An 18,802-nucleotide genomic window follows, 5' to 3' on the forward strand; every position below is an offset into this window, starting at 1 on the left:
TTCACTCATCTTCCTCATGCTGCAATTCGAACAGCAGCAGCGAGCGACCGGTGACGGAATATTCGACACCGAACTCGAAGCGTTCCTGCCCGCGAATCGACGGTTGATTGGTGTCGATCATGCACGTCCAGTGACCGCCGTCCGGCACTTCCGGCAATGTGAAATTGACGATGTCGTGGTGCGCGTTGACCACCAGCAACAAGGTCGCGTCACCGCCTTTGCGACGGATACCGGTTTCCTGGGCACGGCCATCCATCAGCATGCCGAGGCAGCGGCCGTGGGCGTCTTCCCATTGTTCGATGCTCATTTCGCTGCCATCCGGGGCGAGCCAGGTCACGTCCTTGACGCCGATGTCTTCGTTGTAGTTGCCCACCAGGAAACGTCCGCGACGCAGGATCGGATAGGCCAGTCGCAGCTTGATCAGGCGCTTGACGAACTTGAGCAGGGCCTTGCCGTCTTCGCTCAGGTCCCAGTTGACCCAGCCGATCTCGCTGTCCTGGCAGTAGGCGTTGTTATTGCCATTTTGTGTCCGGGCGAATTCGTCGCCGGCCACCAGCATCGGCGTGCCTTGGGACAACAGCAGCGTGGCGAAGAAATTGCGCATTTGCCGCAGCCGCAGTTCGTTGATTTCCGGGTCGTCGGTCGGGCCTTCGACGCCATGGTTCCAGGACAAGTTGTTGTTGCTGCCGTCCTGATTGTTCTCGTCGTTGGCTTCGTTGTGCTTGTCGTTGTACGACACCAGGTCATTGAGGGTGAAACCGTCATGCGCCGTGATGAAGTTCAACGAGGCGTAAGGCCGCCGGCCGCGCTGGTTGAACATTTCGCCGGAAGCGGTCATGCGGCTGGCGAAGTCCGCCAGTTGGCCGTCGTCGCCTTTCCAGAACGCACGTACGGTATCGCGGAATTTGTCGTTCCATTCGACCCAGCCCGGCGGGAAACCACCGACCTGATAACCGCCGGGGCCGCAATCCCAGGGTTCGGAAATCATCTTCACCTGACGCAACACCGGGTCCTGACGGCAAGCCACGAGGAAGCTGTGACGCTCGTCGAAGCCGTGGTGGTAACGACCGAGAATGGTCGCCAGGTCGAAGCGGAAACCGTCCACGTGCATTTCCGTGGCCCAGTAACGCAGGGAATCGGTGACCATTTGCAGCACGCACGGGTGACTCAGGTCGAGAGTGTTGCCGGTGCCGGAATCGTTGATGTAGTAGCGCTTGTCATCGGGCATCAAGCGGTAATACGAGGCGTTGTCGATGCCGCGCATGGACAGGGTCGGGCCTTGCTCGTTGCCCTCGGCGGTGTGGTTGTAGACCACGTCGAGGATTACTTCCAGATTGGCTTCGTGCAGGTGCGCGACCATCTCCTTGAACTCGGCGATCTTGCCGCTGGCCAGGTAACGCGGGTCCGGGGCGAAGAAGGCGATGCTGTTGTAGCCCCAGTAATTGGTCATGCCTTTGTGCAGCAGATGCTGGTCGTTGACGAAGGCGTGGATCGGCAGCAACTCAACTGACGACACCCCGAGCTTGCGAATGTGTTCCAGCACGTCATCGACCATCAACCCGGCGCAGGTGCCACGCACGTTCTCGGGGACGGAAGGGTGACGCATGCTGATGCCGCGCAGGTGGGTTTCATAAATGATCGTCTTGTCCCACGGGATGCTGACCCGTTGATCATTGCCCCAGGTGTGAGCCGGGTCGATGACTTTGCACTTGGGCACGAACGGCGCACTGTCGCGCTCATCGAAACTCAAGTCAGCGTCCGGGTGGCCGATGGTGTAGCCGAACAGCGCTTCGGACCATTTCAGCTGGCCGACCAATTGTTTGGCGTAGGGGTCGATCAGCAATTTGTTGTGGTTGAAGCGATGGCCGTTGGCCGGGTCGTACGCACCATAGACACGGTAGCCGTAGATCAGCCCCGGATGGGCGTCGGGCAAATAACCGTGGTAGATCTCGTCGGTGTATTCCGGCAGTTCGATGCGCTCCAGTTCCACCTCGCCGGCATCGTCGAAAATGCACAGTTCGACTTTGGTTGCGTTGGCGGAAAACAAGGCAAAGTTGACCCCCAGACCATCCCAGGTCGCACCCAGCGGGAAGGGCAAGCCTTCACGGATTCGCGAGGCCTCGGCGTGAGGTTCTGGCGCGGCATTCTTTGGATTGGTCATACATGCTCCTGCAAAAAGGGTAAACGAATAACGTGGCGCCACGAAACCCTGTGGGAGTGACCTGTGGCGAGGGGATTTATCCCCGTTCGGCTGCGAAGCAGTCGTAAAAGTCTATGTTGCAGCGAAAATTTTCAGGGCCGCTTCGCAGCCCAACGGGGCGGTGCGACGTTTCGCTAAATCCCCTCGCCACAGTCGCTCCCACAGGGGGACAGTATTTCAATTCACAATGGCTCTTTATTTCGGGCGAGCGAGCCCACGGTGGCCAGGGGGCTGGCCACGAGGTCAATCAGGAAGCGATAGTGAAGCGTCAGACAGCAGGCGGTTTGCGCGCTGCTTTAGGCTTCTTCTCTGCAGCTTTTTCGCCGGGCGGAATCACCTTCGACGCCGCAGCAGGCTTGGCCTTGGCTTTCGGTTCCGGGACCTTGCCATTGGCGGCTTTGGACACAGCAGGTTTGGCAGCCGTTTTACTGCCGGTAGCCTTCGGCGATTTCTTGGGGGCCAGGGCTTCGGCTTCAGCCAGTTTGCGAGCCATCTCCCAGTGCCGGGCTTCCTGGCCCTCAGGCTTTCCTTCCGATTCCCAGATTTGATAGGCAAATTCGCGAACGCGTTTATCGTCGGTACTCATCGCAATACTCCTGAACTGAACTCAAGCTTGGGTAAACGTTTGAATAAAGAGATTGACCGGGAAATCCCCCAGCGCGGCGCTGATCTTCAGCTCCCTGTGGTGTGTGACTGCTGTGCTCGAAAAAAGTCCCTTCAGATTTTCCTCGGGGGCGGTGAACGGTAATTTCACCCGCGTATCGCCCCAGCGCAGCGCATCCACCAAGGGGGCGGCACTGTTTCCCAGCAGTGGGGCGCAACGGATCGGTACGATCACGATGGCCCGTTTTCCTTCATGTTCGCGACAAAACGCCAGCACTCGGTGAGCCTGACTGCCGAGGACTTCGAGGGCGTGATACGTCCCTCGCCGAAACAGCTCGGCATGCTCGGCACGCAGGTTCAACACCTGCTTGATCAGGGTCTGCTTGATGCGCCCGTCACGCCAGTTGGCCAACAGGTCAGGCAGGTTCAACGGCACCTGCATCGCCTGTTGGCGGTTGACGTAATCCACTGGCCGGCGGTTGTCCGGATCGACCAGCGAGAAGTCCCAGTATTCGTTGCCCTGGTACAGGTCCGGGATCCCCGGTACGGTCATGCGCAGCAAGGTTTGCGCCAAACCGTTGATTGCGCCGGGCGCGGTAATCGTTTGAACCGCTTTGCCGAGGGCCGCGCGTAACAGCTCACCCTCGGGGCTCAGCAGCAGACGCTCGATAAAGAGCTGCATGGCTTTTTCATAAGGCTCGTTCGCCGCGCTCCAACTGCTTTGCAGCTTGGCTTCGCGCAACGCTTTCTGCTGCCATTGCCACAGGCGTTTAGCGTAGTCCTCCAGCGCGGGCTGATCGTCACTGCGCAGGTCCAGCGGCCAACTGCCGAGGATCGCCTGATAGAGGATCAACTCATCGCCCGCCGAGGGCATCTGATCGTCGTCACGCAAGGGCCGGGCGAGTGTTCGCCAGAGCGGAACCTGCTCGGCGTACCAGGCACTGCGTTCACTCAACACCGCCAACCGCGCGCGAGTGTCTTCACCGCGTTTGTGGTCGTGGGTGGCGGTGGCCAGCAGGTTGTCCGGAAACTGTTCCAGGCGGTTGATGCAGACGGCATGGAAGTCAGACACCGGCGCACTGAACTGCTCGGTGCTGAAGCCCACGTCATTGCGCGACAGCAGCACCGCCGAGCGATAGAACGCAGTGTCTTCCACCGCTTTGGCTGCCGCCGGGGACGTCAGTTGCTGGAACCGCACGCAAGCGTGCTTGAGGATCTTGCGCGGGCGTCCCACCGGGCGTTTGCGCCACGGCTCACCGCCCAGCCAACCGGCCAGACAATCCAGCACCGGCCAGTCGGCCTCGCTGAGGGTTTGCCGTGCCCCGTCCATGGCTTGCTGGAAAAACACGTCGTCTTCGGCAGAACGGCCACGCGGGCTGATGTAAGTGCGGTACACCGGGAAGTGCACGATCAGTTCCTGCAAGGCCCGACGGATCGCGCCAAGGGTCAGGTCGCGGGTCATCAGGTCGTCCCGGGCCACTTGCAGCAGCGCCTGGGCGACACTTTCGAAGTCACCGGCCAATGAACCGTTGAGAATCTGCTGGCGCGCCAGTTGCGCTTCCTGACGGAAGTCGGCGGGCCGTTCGCTGTGGCGATTCCACAGTTCACCCAGGGTTCTGCCACCGTCGGGATCGTGCTGCAGCAACGACAACTGGTTCATGAATTCATAACCGGTGGTGCCGTCCACCGACCAGTCGCGGTGCAGGGTTTCGCCTTCTCCGAGGATCTTCTCGACGTAGATCGGCAGGTGTCGGTCAGGCGACAGCGTATCGACCCGACGCCGCAGTTTGCGGCAATAACCGCGTGGGTCGGCGAGGCCGTCGATGTGGTCGATGCGCAAACCGTCGACCAGGCCTTCAGCCACCAATTCGAAGATCTTCGCGTGGGTCGCTTCGAACACGGCGGGGCGTTCGACACGCAAACCGCCCAGCTCGTTGATATCGAAAAACCGCCGCCAGTTGATGTCATCCGCCGCCGTGCGCCAACTGGCCAGGCGATAACTCTGGCGTTCAAGCAGGTGATGCAGGCGCTGGAAACCCTCGGGTGTCAGGGAATCGTAGGCGCTGAGATTCTGCTGGATGCATTGCAGGAGTGCAGGGTCGCTGGCCAGTTCACGTAACTCTGCCTTCAGCGGTTGCGCCAGGCTGTGAGCATCGGTCTGGTAGCTCAATGCACTGAAGCGGTCGGCGAGAAACCTGAGCGGTTCGTCGTCGGTTCGCAGCAACTCACCGTAGCTCGACGGGCAGATCGGGAAATGATGCTCGTAGTGCTCGACATAAAACGCGCCGCGCTCTGCATCGAAACGCAAGGGCAGGGTGCCGTCCTGCAGGGCGACACCGTAATCGCTGCCGAGGAATGGCAGCAGCAACTGGCCCTCCATCAACGGATCAGGCGAGTGCCATTGAATGTCGAAGAACTCGCCGTAAGGGCTCAGGCGTCCCCATTCCAGCAAGTCCAGCCACCACGGGTTATCACTGCCACCGACGGCCATGTGGTTGGAGACGATGTCGAGGATCAGCCCCATCTTGTGCTCGCGCAGGGCCGCGACCAAACGGCGCAAGGCGGCTTCACCACCCAACTCGGGGTTGACCGTGGTCGGGTCCACCACGTCGTAGCCATGCATGGAGCCGGAGCGGGCGGCGAGCAGTGGCGAGGCATAAACGTGGCTGATGCCCAGGCTGGCAAAGTACGGCACCAGCGGCACCGCTTGATCCAGGGTGAAGCCTTTATGAAATTGCAGGCGCAGGGTCGCGCGCAGCGGTTGGATTAACGGATGAGTCATTGGTCACGCTCGCCAGCCTGAAGTCGCGCACAGGCGAGCAATTCCAGGCGCCGTGCGGCGTCCGGGTCATCGAGCAGCGCTTCGCTGCCGCCGGGCAGGCGCCGCGACCAGTTGGGGTGCGTGTCGATGGTGCCCGGCAGGTTGGCCTGCTGTTCAATGCCCAGGGCATCTTCCAGCGGCAGCAACACCAGCGGTGCCTTGGTATGACCGAGGAAACGAACTGCGGCATCCAGCACCTGGTCGGTTTCATGGGACTCTTCGCGAAAGTTTTGCGGGTCCTCGCTCAGCACACGGCGCAGGCCTTCGCGCTCGCGTTCACGGTGCTGGCGCCATTCGATTTCACCCGTGGCATCGACCAGGCCCAGCCGGGCATTCCAGTCGATATCGCGGCCATGCCACCAGCCATTGAGCGTCGGCAAGTCATGGGTGCTGGTGGTCGCGAGGGCGTTGTCCGGCCAGTCGAGAATCGATTTGAAGTGCGCGTTGTCCTGTTCGAACAACAACACCCGCATGCCGAGGATCGAACGGGCGATGAGTTTTTCCCGCAGGCCATCCGCCACGGTCCCGAGGTCTTCGCCCAGGACGATCGCCTGATGACGATGGGATTCAAGGCTGAGCAAGCGCAGCAGGTCGTCCACCGGGTAATACAGATAGGCGCCGTCAGCGGGCGGCGAATCATTGGGAATCACCCACAGCCGTTGCAGCCCCATGACGTGGTCAATGCGCAAGCCACCCGCGTGGGCGAAGTTGGCCCGCAGCATTTCGATGAACGCGCGAAAGCCGTTGCGCACCAGGCCTTCCGGAGAAAACGCGGAAATGCCCCAGCCCTGGCCGGTACGGTTAAGAATGTCTGGCGGCGCGCCCACCGTCAGTGAGGCGAGTAATTCGTCCTGGCGACTCCAGGCCTGACTGCCACCGCCGTCGGCGCCCACGGCCAGGTCCGCGATCAGGCCGATGCTCATCCCCGCGCTGCGGGCGGCGGTTTGCGCGCGCTCCAGGCAGCGGGTGATCAACCATTGGCTGAACGCGAAGAAGCCAATGCGCCCGGCGTTCTCTTCGGCAAATTCGGCAAGGGCGGCACTGCGCGGGTCGCGCCATTGTTCTGGCCACTCGCGCCAGTCGAGGGTTTCACCCTTGGCAGCGCGGGTTTCTTGAATGGCCTCGAAGCGGCAATGATTTTCCAGGGCTTCGCCGGCAGCATGGCGGAAGCTGCTGAAGTCGGCATGCAACGGGTGTTCGCCCTGGACGAAGCCTTCGTACAAGGCTTGCAGCAAACGATGCTTGGCTTCGGCGGCCACGGGCCAGTTAATCAGCGGCTGTTCTTCCAGCTGTTGCAGTTCAGCGGCCAGGCCGGTGGCGTCAATCGCGGCCCGCCATGCACGCTCGCCGAGGATTGCACCCGGCGCGGCATAGAGGCTGTTGAGAAACAAACGGCTGGACGGTGAATACGGGCTGTAGCGCTGGGTGTCGCTGCCGAACATTGCATGCAGCGGACTGATCGCCAAGGCCTCGGCGCCGCGTTCGCCGGCCACTCGGGCGAGGTCTTCCAGCGCCTGGGTATCGCCGAATCCGCAATCGCCAGGTCGACGCAGCGAATACAGCTGCACGCTCAGGCCCCAGGTACGCGGAATCGGACTGTCCACGGCATCGCCGACGCTGTAGCAACGGGTCGGCGCTACAGCCAGGGTAAAGGATTGCCCGTCGATGCTGACGTGTTGATACCCGACCGGAACCAGACCCGGCAGCATCGCCTCGGCATCCAGTTTCAGGTTAAGCCGTGAGCCATCTTCCAGGTGGATCTCACACGGCGTTTCGGGCTCAAAGAAATGCGCCAGATCGAGGCTGACACCGAAATCGGCTGTGATCAGCGGCGGCAGATGCCGGGTCTGTTGCACCTCCTGCAATTGCAGGAGGCTGGCGTCGATTTCCTGTGCGGTGCTGGCCGGGTGGCCGAGTCCGATCAGGACGTTACGCAATACCGATGGAGCGACTTTCTGCGGGCGGCCGTTGGCGTCGATCCAGTCGACTGCCAAACCGGCACGGCTGGCCAGTATTTCCAGTTGCGCATCACTCATTGGCGCTCTCCATCCGGGGGTAGCAAGGGGGCTGCGGCCGTGAGGCTGACTAGCGCGCAATACGGGGCAAGGGTGCCCTGTTCCAACAGGCCGGCGGACTGAGGTGGAGTTTCGAACAACAACCTGGCGTCGGCCTGTGGGGAGTGGACCACTGGCGTGTCGCTGAGGTTCAGGTCAATGCGCAGCTGTCGGCCATTACCCAGTAGCCAGCGCGCCGTCACCGCACCTTCGGCCAGCACCTCGGCCCCCAGGGCCTGGGCCCCCGGCAGATGCGGGATGATGTGGTCATGACGAATCCGCAACAGCTGGTGATACAGGCCCTGCATGGCCGATTTCCGGGTGGCGGTCAGTTTCGGCCGCGACGCTTCAAAGGTCTGTTGCGCGTTCGGATCGGGGATCTGTTCGCGTTTATGAGGATCAGTAAAGGCGCTGAAGGCTGCAAATTCATTACGTCGTCCTTCACGAACCAGTTCCGCCAGTTCACCGTGGTGGCTGGTAAAGAACAGGAACGGTTCCTCGGCCGCGAATTCATCGCCCATGAACATCAGCGGAATCATCGGTGACAGCAACAACAGCGCGGTAGCGGCTTTCAAGGCGTCGAGGTCGGTCAGTTGATGCAGCCGCTCGCCGAAGGCACGATTGCCGATCTGGTCATGGTTCTGCAAGAACAGCACAAACGCGCTGGGCGGCAAGTGACCACTGGGCTCGCCCCGGGTTGTACCGTGGCGGGTCACGTGGCCCTGAAACACGAAGCCCTGACTCAGGCAGCGCGCCAATTGTTCGGTGGGTTTGTCGGCATAGTCGGCGTAATAGGCGTCGGTTTCACCGGTCAGCAACACGTGCAACGCGTTGTGCCCGTCATCGTTCCACTGCGCGTCGAAGCCTTCTTCCAACAGGCTGGCCTGGTTGTGTTCGTTCTCGACCGTCAGCCACACATGCCGCGCCGGATCGGTCTGTTGCCGGACCCGTTGCGCCAGTTCCTGGAGAAAGTCCGGGCTCTCGATGGCGTGCACCGCATCCAGGCGCAAGCCATCGAAGCGGTATTCCAGCAGCCACATCAGCGCGTTGTCGATGAAGAAGTCCCGCACCTCGCGCCGCCGGAAGTCGATGGCTGCGCCCCAAGGCGTGTGCTTGTCTTCGCGAAAGAAGCCCTTGGCGTAGTGATGCAAGTAATTGCCGTCCGGGCCGAAGTGGTTGTAGACCACGTCGAGAATCACCGCAAGACCATGGCCGTGGGCGGTGTCGATCAGGTGTTTGAGTTGTTCGGGAGTGCCGTAGGAGGCTTGGGGCGCGTAGGGCAGAACCCCGTCGTAGCCCCAGTTGCGGTCGCCGGGGAACTGCGCCAGCGGCATCAGTTCGATCGCGGTGATGCCCAAGTCGACCAGCCGCGCCAAATGCTGCTCGACCTCACTGAAGCCGCCAAGTGCACCGACGTGCAATTCATAGATCACGGCCTCATTCCAGGGCCGACCGGTCCAGGCGCTGTTCTGCCATTGATAGGCGAGGGGATCGACCACCACACTCTGGTCGCCGATATCGCCGGCCTGCGCCCGGGAGGCCGGGTCCGGCACCTCCAGTTCGCCATCAATGTTGTAACGGTAACGCGTACCCGCCGGGCAGCGGGTCTTGATCACGAACCAGCCATCAGCCTGAGGCAGTAGCGGCAAGGATTGTCCATCTTCCAGTTCGACACTGACGTAAAACGCATCTGGCGCCCACAAGGCAAAACGCGTGTGTTCTGCGTCCAGCATGATTGCGCCGTGGGGCCAGGTCTCAAGGGTCCGTAACGGCATCGGTGAAAACCTCTTTTTTACTGCCTGCCCGATTTACCCAGGGCTTTGGCGACAAGTTGTTCGTAGAGTTCGGCGTAGGGTTCTACCGCCTTGCACCAGTTGAAAGGTGCGGCCATGGCGCGGCACCGCATGGCGTTGAGCAGGCCGGGGAAGGCAAACACCTTGAACGCGCGGCTCAGGGCTTCCTGGTAGCTCTCGACGGTGGATTCGTCGAACAGGAAACCGGTCACGCCGTTTTCAATGGTGTCGGCCAAGCCGCCGGTGTTGCGCGCCACCGGCAGCGAACCGAAGCGCTGGGCATACATCTGGCTCAGGCCGCAAGGCTCGTAACGCGACGGCATCAGCAGGAAATCACTGCCGGCGAACATGCGACGGGCGTCGGTTTCATTGAAGCCAATGCGCACGCCGATTTGCCCGGGGAAGCGCAGGGCCAGTTCACGCATGGCTTGTTCTTCTTCCGGCTCGCCTCGACCGATGATTGCGATCTGGCCACCGTTTTCGACGATGTATTCGGAGACCGCTTCGGTCAGGTCCAGGCCTTTTTGATAGACCAGGCGTGAGACCACCGCAAACAGCGGGCCTTCGGAGTCTTCCAGGCCGAACAGCTCACGGACATGGGCGGCGTTGACCGCTTTGCCATCCCAGTCGCCGATGCTGAACGGGCAGAACAAATGCGGATCGGTGGCGGCGTCCCAGCTTTCATCAATACCGTTGGGAATACCGCTGAGCAGACCTTGCTGGGTCTTGGCGGCGAGAAAGCCGTCGAGACCGCAGCCGAAGGCCGGCGTGGTGATTTCCTGGGCGTAGGTGGCGCTGACGGTGGTGATGTGGCTCGAATAGGCCATGCCAGCCTTGAGGAACGACATCTTGCCGTAGAACTCCATGCCTTCCTGTTGTAAGGCATGGTTGGGAATGCCGAGTTCCGGGCACGAACCCAGGCTGGTGACACCTTGATAGGCCAGGTTGTGAATGGTGAACAGCGTCGGGGTGCGCTGTCCACGCCAGTGCATGTAGGCAGGCGCCAGGCCGGCCGGCCAGTCATGGGCATGCACCAGATCCGGGCACCAGTGGATTTGTGCAAGATTGGCGGCAATATCGGCGGCGGCAAGGCCCAGGCGGGCGAAACGAATGTGGTTGTCCGGCCAGTCGCGGCCGTTGTTGGCGCCGTAAGGCGAACCTTCGCGCTCGTAGAGCTCGGGGCAGATCAACACGTAAATGACCAGACCGTCCGGCATGTCCATGCGTCCGATCTTGCAGGGCGGCAGTGCGGCATGCCCACCGAGTTCACCGATGATGTGAATCGGGTTTTCGCTGTTCAGCACTTGCGGGTAACCGGGGATCAGCACCCGCACATCGTGCAGCAGCGCCATCGCTCGGGGCAGGGCTGCGGACACGTCACCCAAACCGCCGGTCTTGACCAGATCGGCAATTTCGGAGGTGACGAACAACACCTTCTTTCTATTCGGGTTCTGACTGGCAGCCGGTGTCAGCGTCTTGGTGCCCGGTACGCTGATCGATTGGGCGCTCGGAGCATTCACGGCGCTCGATTCGCCGACCTGCTGATGAGCACGCTCTCCCTGAATATCTAAAGCCGCACTAATCATATGAATCTCCCGTGTTGTTGATCTAATTCCAGGTCCGGCACAAACGGTGTTCGTGGCCAAATCCTGTGGCCGGGCGCAAATGCGCTTCGCATCGGTGAGCAATGCTGCCCCATGCGCTAATGCAGAAAGGGTGGAGGGGCCTTTGCAAGGAATGCACCAGTCGCTAAGGCCCTACCTTTAACCTGACCCCCGGTCAGGACCAAAAGTTTCGAGTTTCTTACCGCCAGATGACTGACCGGTTTTACCTCGCGAAAATGAGTCTAGGCCAGATCCTAGAGCGGGGCAGGTCAAGTGGCGAAATTGTTCGACAATCGGTGGAAAGAGGGTAAAGGCACAGCGCCTGTAGGGGGAAACGCACCGACGAAGGGCAGGTTTATTTTTCAGAGTGGGTCAAAACGGGACTGGCCAGTCAGGGAAATGGGCGTGGTTTGGAGCCAAATGCACCATTGCGGTGCGAGGTGTGTGGGGGCTGAGGGCCCCATCGCGAGCAGGCTCACTCCTACAGGGATTGCGTAAATCCTGTGGGAGCGGGCTTGCCCGCGATGAACGATAACTCGGTTTCAGCTGAGCAAACGAATCGGCTCGCCCGCCGACCACGCCTGAATATCCTCGATCATCTGTGAAAAGAACTGATGGTAGTTCTGCTGGCTGACATACCCGACATGCGGCGTCGCCAACACATTGTCCAGCGTTCTGAACGGATGGTTCACCGGCAAAGGCTCCACGTCGAACACATCCAGCGCAGCCCCCGCCAGCCGATTCTTCTGCAACGCCTTGATCAGCGCCGTCTCATCGACAATCGGGCCGCGGGCGGTGTTGACCAGCAGCGCCGAAGGTTTCATCCAGGCCAGCGCCTGGGCGTCGACCAGTCCCCGGCTGCGGTCGCTGAGCACCAAGTGAACCGACAGCACGTCAGCCTGTTCGAACAGCTCTTGCTTGCTGACATAGGTCACGCCCGCTTCGGTGGCGCGTTCGGCCGTGAGGTTTTCGCTCCACGCGATCACCCGCATCCCGAACACCTGACCGAACTGCGCGACACGTTTGCCAATGCTGCCAAGGCCGAGGATCGCCAGCGTCTTGCCGTGCAAATCGCCGCCCAGGCCTTGCTGCCATTTCCCGGCGCGCAGGGCATTGGCTTCGACCACGAGGTTGCGGGTTGCGGCCATGATCAGCGCCCAGGTCAGTTCCGGAGCGGCGTGTTTGTAGCTGTCGGTGCCACTGACCTGGATGCCCAGTGCTGCGGCGGCCTTGAGGTCCAGCGCGGCATTGCGCATGCCGCCGGTGACCAGCAGTTTGAGTTTTGGTAACTGACGCAGCAGCTCTTCATCGAACCGGGTGCGTTCGCGCATCACACAGATCACCTCGAACTTGCCCAGACGCTCAGCCAGTGTTGCGTTATCGGCAGGGTAGTCGTGGATAAAACTCACCTCGCCGAGGCTCTCCAGCACCGACCAGTCGACCACATCACGGGCCACGTCCTGCCAATCATCGATCACCGCAATCTGCACAGCCATCAGCCTTACCTCATTAACGCACGGGATTGGTTTTGTTCAGCCAGTCGAGCAATGCCTGGTGGAATTTCGCCGGTTCTTCCATTTGCGGCGCGTGGCCCATGCCGGGGAATTCAACCAGGGTGGACTGGGGAATCAGTTTCGCCACTTGCTTGCCGAGCACGTCGTAATGACCGAGCTTCGCCTTGACCTCCGGGGAGGCAATGTCACTGCCGATGGCCGTGGTGTCGGACGTGCCGATCAGCAACAGCGTCGGCATCTTCAGGTTCTTGAACTCGTAATACACCGGCTGGGTGAAGATCATGTCGTAGATCAACGCCGAGTTCCACGCCACTTGCGTGTGCCCCGGGCCTTTGTTCAAGCCTGCCAGCATGTCGACCCAGCGATCGAATTCAGGCTTCCAGCGGCCGCCGTAATAGGTGTTGCGTTCGTAAGTGCGGATGCCGTCGGCGCTCAGCTTGAGTTCGCGCTCGTACCATTGATCGACGGTGCGATACGGCACGCCGAGGGCTTTCCAGTCTTCCAGGCCAATGGGATTGACCAGCGCCAGTTGCTCGACTTGATCGGGGTATTGCAGCGCATACCGCGTGGCGAGCATGCCGCCGGTGGAATGCCCAAGCACGCTGGCCTTCTGGATGCCCAGGGCTTTGAGCAGTTGCTGGGTATTGGTCGCCAGTTGCTGGAATGTGTATTGATAGTTGTCCGGTTTGCTGGAGGTGCAGAAACCGATCTGGTCCGGCGCAATAACCCGGTAACCGGCTTCGCTCAGGGCTTTGATCGAACTGTCCCAGGTGGCGCCGCAGAAGTTTTTACCGTGCATCAACACCACGCTGCGCCCGTTGGCCTTGCCGTGGGCGGCGACGTCCATGTAACCCATCTGCAGGGATTTGCCCTGGGATTCGAACGCGAAATGCTTGACCGTGTAGGGGTACTCGAATCCTTGCAGTTCCGGTCCGTATTCCGGGCCTTCAGCGTGGGCCAGAACAGGCAGTGCAGCCGTCAGGAACAGGCCGGGCAACCAGCGCGAAAGAGCAAGGGACATGGGTGGACTCCGTAGGAAACGGCCGATGCTGGATCGGCATGATTAGGGCGACATTAAACACAGGCAATTGCCACCGCTGATCGTTCAACCGATCCAGCCCAGCGTGGCCAGGGCCAGCACCCCGTAACGAGCACCTTTGGCGAGGGTCACGATCAGCAGGAACCGACCCAGCGGCTCGCGCATGACGCCGGCCACCAGCGTCAGCGGGTCACCGATGATAGGCACCCAGCTCAGCAGCAATGACCAGTGACCATAGCGTTGATAGTGTTTTCGGGCCTGTTCCAGATGGCGCGGGCTGACCGGAAACCAGCGTCGGTCGCGAAACCGTTCGAGGCGACAGCCGAGCCACCAATTGACCACGGAGCCGAGGACATTACCCAGCGTCGCGACGGCCAGCAGCGACCACAGCCAGTACTGCTCGCTGAGCAACAGGCCCACGAGCAGCGCTTCGGATTGCAAAGGCAGCAAGGTCGCGGCACCGAATGCCGCAAAAAACAGCCCGATGTAGGCGCCGCCGATCAATGGGCCGGGTAGTCCGCCACCACCACATCAGTGCCGTCCTTTTTCAGGCCGATCACTTGGTAGGCATCGCTCATGCCGTCCATTTCCATGCCCGGCGAGCCCATGGGCATGCCCGGTGCCGCAACACCCAGCAGGTCATCGCGTTTGCTCAAGGCCAGGACTTGATCCGCCGGCACATGACCTTCAACGAATTTGCCGTTGATCAGGCCGGTGTGGCACGACGCCAGGCGTGGAGGCACGCCGTGCTGTTGCTTGAATTCGCTCATGTTGGATTCGACGTGGTCTTCAACCTTGAAGCCATTGGCTTCCAGGTGGCTGATCCATTTTTTGCAGCAGCCGCAGTTGGCGTCACGGTGGACTTCGATCGGGACCAGGTCGGCGGCCTGGGCCAGGGAGGAGATGAAAAGGGCGCTCAGGGCGACCAGACGCAGGTGGGTTCGCATGGGGATTTCGTCTCGGGGTGGCGGCCAAAAAGATGCATTTTGACCATTTTTCGCGGCGAAGAGATACGAGGTTGTTTCGAAGTAATACAGCAAACGCTGAGCCATTGTGTTGAAGGGGGCTGTTGTGGTGAGGGGAGTTATCCCCGATGGGCAGCGAAGCGGCCCCAAAAAATCTACGACTGCTGCGCAGCCGAACGGGGATAAATCCCCTCGCCACAAAAGCTCCGTACCACCACAACCTTTTACTACACCAGCTCCCTGGCCACAGGGAGCTTGTGTCATCGGGCAGCAGTCAACGCACCTTGAATCGCCCCATGATCGAGCTGACGCGCGCGTTGGCTTGCAGCAGTTGCTGGGTGTTGAGCTCACTGGCCTGGCCGCTTTTCACCAGCTCATCCACCATGTGGCGGATTTGCACCATGCTGCGGTTGATCTCTTCGGTTACCGCGCTTTGCTGCTCGGCAGCGGTGGCGATCTGCGTGCTCAGGCTGTTGATGTGGCTGACCGAGCCGGCCATTTCATCCAGCCCCGTGTTGACCCGCGCCGTGGCATCGGCGGCGGACTGGCAGCTGGCCTGGGTGTTTTCCATGGCGCTCACCGACGAACTCACGCCTTGGGTCAGGCGCTTGAGCATTTCATTGATTTGCGAGGTGCTGGCCTGGGTGCGAGCGGCGAGGGCGCGGACTTCATCGGCGACCACCGCGAAACCGCGACCTTGCTCACCGGCCCGGGCTGCTTCGATGGCGGCGTTGAGCGCCAGCAAGTTGGTTTGCCCGGCAATCGCGCCAATCACCCCGAGAATCTCGGTGATGCGCTGCGCATCCTCTTGCATGCTTTCGACTTTATGAGTAGCGCTCGCCACCTCGTCGATCAACGCGATCACGCTGCTGGACGCTTCTCCGACCACGACCCGCGAACGGTCGGCGTTTTCATTGGCGCGCTGGGTGAAGGCCGCGGTTTCGGCCGCATTCTGCGCGACGCTTTCAGCCGTCGAACTCATCTCGGTAATCGCCGTCACCGTCTGATCGGTTTCAGACGCGTGTCGCACCAGAATCTGGCTGGTGTGGGCCGAGGTGCGTTGCAGGTTGTCGAGGCTGGACGCCATGGCGCCGGTGGCCTGGGTGACTTCGCCGATCATGTTCTGCAGATAAATGATGAACGCGTTGACCGAGTGCCCGATGGCGCCCAGTTCGTCTTCGGCGCGGATGGTGATGCGCTTGGTCAAATCGGCATCGCCAGCGGACAGGGCGTCGATGTTGGCCTTGAGGATTTTCATGCGCTGGATCAGTTGGCGAATCGCGTAGATCTGCAGCAACACCAGCAGGATCACCATCGGAATTTGCAGCAGGCTCAAGGTGCTGAGCACGTCGTCACGCTGGGCGGTGATCAGCTTGGTCGGCAGGGCGGTGGCGAGGAACCACGGCGTGCCTTCGATCGGGCGCATGAAGAAGGTGTTGGCTTCGCCGTTGTTGTCGAACTCGACACGCTGCGACTGATCACGGTTTTGCAGGCCGGCCTTCACTTGACTGGCGAATGGCGAGTTGCCGGCCAGTTCACTGATGTTCTTCAGCACAATCGGCCCATTGATCCGCGAGCTGTTGCTGATGATCTTGCCGTCGGCCTCGACGATCAGCATTTGCGCGCCGAGGTCTTTTTCCTTGCGCGCGATCAGGTCATTGAAAAAGCCCAGGGTCACGTCGATGGTCGAGACGCCATACGCCGCACCATTTTTCTGAATGGCCATGGCGCAGTTGGTGCGTGGCTCGGCGCTGGCGTCATCTTTGTAGGCCGCGGCCCAGGCGCATTGGCCTCGCGGGGTTTGCATGCCGCCCTTGTACCAGGTCTGGTCGTAATAGTTGGGGGCCGCGTCGCTGTTCCAGAAGGTATTGACCGCCAGCTTGCCCGAGGCGTCGCGGTGCCAGAAGGTGCTGAACTTGTTGCGTCCGGCCTCACGCTGGCCGGGCAACGGCCAGATCCCGCCACCGAACACTTTCAACTCGCCGTACTGATCGACCAGTCCCGGCAGGACGGTGTCGATGGCGGCGCTGTCGAGCAACGCAATGGTCTGGGTGATGCTGCGTTGTTGCGCTTGAACCTTGTTCAGTTCGCCCTGGATTTGCTCGGCCACTTCGGCGATGCGGTTGAGGGCGACCTGTTCTTCGGTGTGACGAAGTTTAGGCGCGACCAACTGGCTGATGCCGACCACTGTCAGGACAAACAACAGCAGGATGAACAGGACCAGAAACAGCGTGTAGCGAGCCTGGATGGTGCGGAATGCGGGCATGGGACCGGTCCTTGTGCAGCGTTTTTATTGTGGTTTTCGATCAAAAGATCGGCGCTTCGAAGGGCTATCGGCCTGCGAAAGACGAGCTTTAGGTACGAACGTACAAGATGCGGGCGGGGTGACGGACGGTCGGGTCATGAAGGTGTCGATGTGGATACAAACGAGGCTGATCAGTTGCCAGTCCAATGACGGCGAGTTGGTATAGACCAATGAATCAAGGCACTTGGTGCTTTGTATCGTGAATGTACGAAAATTGTAAAAACCGCAAATACTTGTTGGTATGGCAAGTTGCCACGCTGATACTTGGCCGCTCTAAATCGGGGTTAACAAGGAGTTTTTATGGTCACGCCGTCGGGAGTGCAATCATGACTATCGGCTACGCCGGGGCTTGGACATCCAAGGCAGGTTTATTGGTTCAGGATACGGGCGGCGGCAAGCCTATCAAGCAAAGCGCCCGGATCAAGCAAATGCTGTCACTGGTGGGGAGCAATCCAAACGCGCTGAGCACGGCGAAAATGGATGCAATGAAAATCCATCGAAACGTAAAAGGTTTCGATCCGGAAAATGTCTCCGCCAAACAACTGGGCAATCTCAGTTCCTTTTTGAGAGGCAAGGGACTGATTTCCGACATCACGTGGATGACGTTGATGAATGCCGGCGACAAGTTTGACCGGTTCGGCGTGCAGAAAGACCCGGATGCAAAATTCAATGCGCTGGAGTATTTCGCCACGCAACTGGACACCATCCAGAGCAACAGCATCAAGGGCGACAAGTATTCCGCTGGCCTGATCCCGGAGTTCAAGACCGCAATCTACGTACTGCAGAACTTGCAGACTTACGGCAAGGGCAATGGCACGACGGTGCCTCCTACCGATGGTGGCGTCAGCTCCAAGGCCTGACGCTAGGTGTGCTGGCCCACTCAGGCTGAGTGGGCCAGGCCTGGCTACCGCTCAAGCAACTTCATGACTTCCTCTGGATAGCGCAAGCCAGCGGTGGCATTGGCCGGGAAGATCGCCTCCAGCGCGTGCAACTCGTCACGGCTGAGTTTTACCTCCAGTGCAGCAACATTCTCTTCAAGGTATCTACGCTGTTTGGTCCCCGGAATCGGGATCAGATAATCACCTTGCGCCAGCACCCAGGCCAACGCCAGTTGGCCCGCCGTCACCCCTTTGTCGGCGGCCAGGGCCTGCACTTGCTGCACCAGCAACAGGTTCTTCGCAAAATTATCCCCTTGAAAGCGCGGGCTGAAGCGACGGTAATCGTCGGCGGCGAAGTCATCCGCGCTTTTCAGTGCGCCCGTCAGAAAACCTCGACCCAATGGACTGTAAGGGACGAAGGCAACGCCCAGGCGCTGACATGCTGCCAGGCAACCATTTTCTTCCTGATCGCGGCTCCACAGCGAATATTCACTTTGCAGGGCGCTGATGGGATGAACCTTGTGTGCGCGCTCCAGCGTGTCGGCTGACGCTTCACTCAAGCCCAGATAACGCACCTTGCCGGCTTTGACCAACTCGGCCATGGCGCCGACCGTTTCCTCGATGGCCACCTGCGGATCGATGCGGTGCTGGTAATACAAATCCAGGGTTTCAACGCCCAGGCGTTTAAGCGTGCCGTCGATAGAGTCGCGAATGTAGTCCGGGCGACCGTTGACGGCCCGGGCACCGGGATTGGACGGATCGCGGACGATGCCGAACTTGCTGGCCAGGAACACCTGCGCGCGCTTGCCGACAATGGCCTTGCCGATCAGTTCTTCGTTGGTGTGCGGGCCGTACATGTCAGCGGTGTCGAGCAAATTGATTCCCAGTTCCAGCGCCCGGTGCAGGGTGGCGGTGGCTTCGCGGGTGTCGACACCGGTGGTATAGAAATCGGTCATGCCCATGCAGCCCAGACCGATGGCAGAAACCTGCGGGCCATTTTTGCCCAATTGACGTGTTTGCATGAAA

12 protein-coding genes and 2 pseudogenes are annotated in these 18,802 nt (G+C 60.6%); 1 reads left to right on the forward strand and 13 read right to left on the reverse strand.

Going from position 1 to position 18,802, the window contains the following annotated elements; translation table 11 throughout:
• Position 1: 1 nt before the first annotated feature.
• From glgX to DJ564_RS32805, 12 genes and pseudogenes are all read right to left on the reverse strand, one after another.
• Positions 2-2,161, reverse strand: coding sequence for a glycogen debranching protein GlgX (glgX, locus tag DJ564_RS15120; RefSeq protein ID WP_109630768.1), 2,160 nt, complete (start codon positions 2,159-2,161; stop codon positions 2-4).
• A 307-nt stretch (positions 2,162-2,468) separates the two neighbouring features.
• Positions 2,469-2,786: a DUF2934 domain-containing protein gene (locus DJ564_RS15125; protein WP_109630770.1), complete on the reverse strand. Its 318-nt coding sequence runs from the start codon at positions 2,784-2,786 to the stop codon at positions 2,469-2,471.
• Positions 2,787-2,807: 21 nt separating this feature from the next.
• The gene (locus tag DJ564_RS15130) at positions 2,808-5,585 is read right to left on the reverse strand and encodes a malto-oligosyltrehalose synthase (protein WP_109630772.1); all 2,778 of its coding nucleotides are present in this window, start codon (positions 5,583-5,585) and stop codon (positions 2,808-2,810) included.
• The gene (malQ, locus tag DJ564_RS15135; protein WP_109630774.1) at positions 5,582-7,660 is read right to left on the reverse strand and encodes a 4-alpha-glucanotransferase; all 2,079 of its coding nucleotides are present in this window, start codon (positions 7,658-7,660) and stop codon (positions 5,582-5,584) included. The genes DJ564_RS15130 and malQ overlap by 4 nt, the downstream gene beginning before the upstream one ends.
• Positions 7,657-9,453 (reverse strand): malto-oligosyltrehalose trehalohydrolase, encoded by a 1,797-nt coding sequence (gene treZ, locus DJ564_RS15140; RefSeq protein WP_109630777.1) that lies wholly within the window; start codon positions 9,451-9,453, stop codon positions 7,657-7,659. The genes malQ and treZ overlap by 4 nt, the downstream gene beginning before the upstream one ends.
• Positions 9,454-9,470: 17 nt before the next feature.
• Positions 9,471-11,057, reverse strand: a complete 1,587-nt coding sequence (glgA, locus tag DJ564_RS15145) for a glycogen synthase GlgA (RefSeq protein ID WP_109630780.1) — start codon at positions 11,055-11,057, stop codon at positions 9,471-9,473.
• A 560-nt stretch (positions 11,058-11,617) separates the two neighbouring features.
• On the reverse strand, positions 11,618-12,571 hold the full coding sequence (locus DJ564_RS15150; RefSeq protein WP_109630783.1) for a D-2-hydroxyacid dehydrogenase family protein: 954 nt from the start codon (positions 12,569-12,571) through the stop codon (positions 11,618-11,620).
• A 13-nt stretch (positions 12,572-12,584) separates the two neighbouring features.
• Positions 12,585-13,610 carry an alpha/beta fold hydrolase gene (locus DJ564_RS15155; RefSeq protein WP_109630786.1) on the reverse strand — a complete coding sequence of 342 codons (1,026 nt, stop codon included), beginning with the start codon at positions 13,608-13,610 and terminating at the stop codon, positions 12,585-12,587.
• Positions 13,611-13,694: 84 nt separating this feature from the next.
• Positions 13,695-14,129: a YqaA family protein gene (locus DJ564_RS15160; RefSeq protein ID WP_109636035.1), complete on the reverse strand. Its 435-nt coding sequence runs from the start codon at positions 14,127-14,129 to the stop codon at positions 13,695-13,697.
• Entirely contained in the window at positions 14,129-14,575 is a 447-nt protein-coding gene (locus tag DJ564_RS15165; protein ID WP_109630789.1) for a DUF411 domain-containing protein, read from the reverse strand. Before DJ564_RS15165 ends, DJ564_RS15160 begins: the two co-directional genes overlap by 1 nt.
• A 292-nt stretch (positions 14,576-14,867) precedes the next feature.
• Positions 14,868-15,392: pseudogene (locus DJ564_RS32800) on the reverse strand (methyl-accepting chemotaxis protein); the annotation flags it as partial.
• Between the two features lie 339 nt (positions 15,393-15,731).
• Positions 15,732-16,859, reverse strand: a pseudogene (locus DJ564_RS32805) (cache domain-containing protein); the annotation flags it as partial.
• 365 nt (positions 16,860-17,224) lie between these two features.
• Between DJ564_RS32805 and DJ564_RS15175 the strand changes: the two are divergent.
• Positions 17,225-17,758 (forward strand): hypothetical protein, encoded by a 534-nt coding sequence (locus tag DJ564_RS15175; RefSeq protein ID WP_109630794.1) that lies wholly within the window; start codon positions 17,225-17,227, stop codon positions 17,756-17,758.
• A gap of 44 nt (positions 17,759-17,802) precedes the next feature.
• Here the strand turns inward: DJ564_RS15175 and DJ564_RS15180 are convergent, their stop codons facing one another.
• Positions 17,803-18,798 carry an aldo/keto reductase gene (locus tag DJ564_RS15180; RefSeq protein WP_109630796.1) on the reverse strand — a complete coding sequence of 332 codons (996 nt, stop codon included), beginning with the start codon at positions 18,796-18,798 and terminating at the stop codon, positions 17,803-17,805.
• Between the last annotated feature and the right edge of the window lie 4 nt (positions 18,799-18,802).

Source organism: Pseudomonas sp. 31-12 (genome assembly GCF_003151075.1).
Lineage (GTDB): Bacteria > Pseudomonadota > Gammaproteobacteria > Pseudomonadales > Pseudomonadaceae > Aquipseudomonas.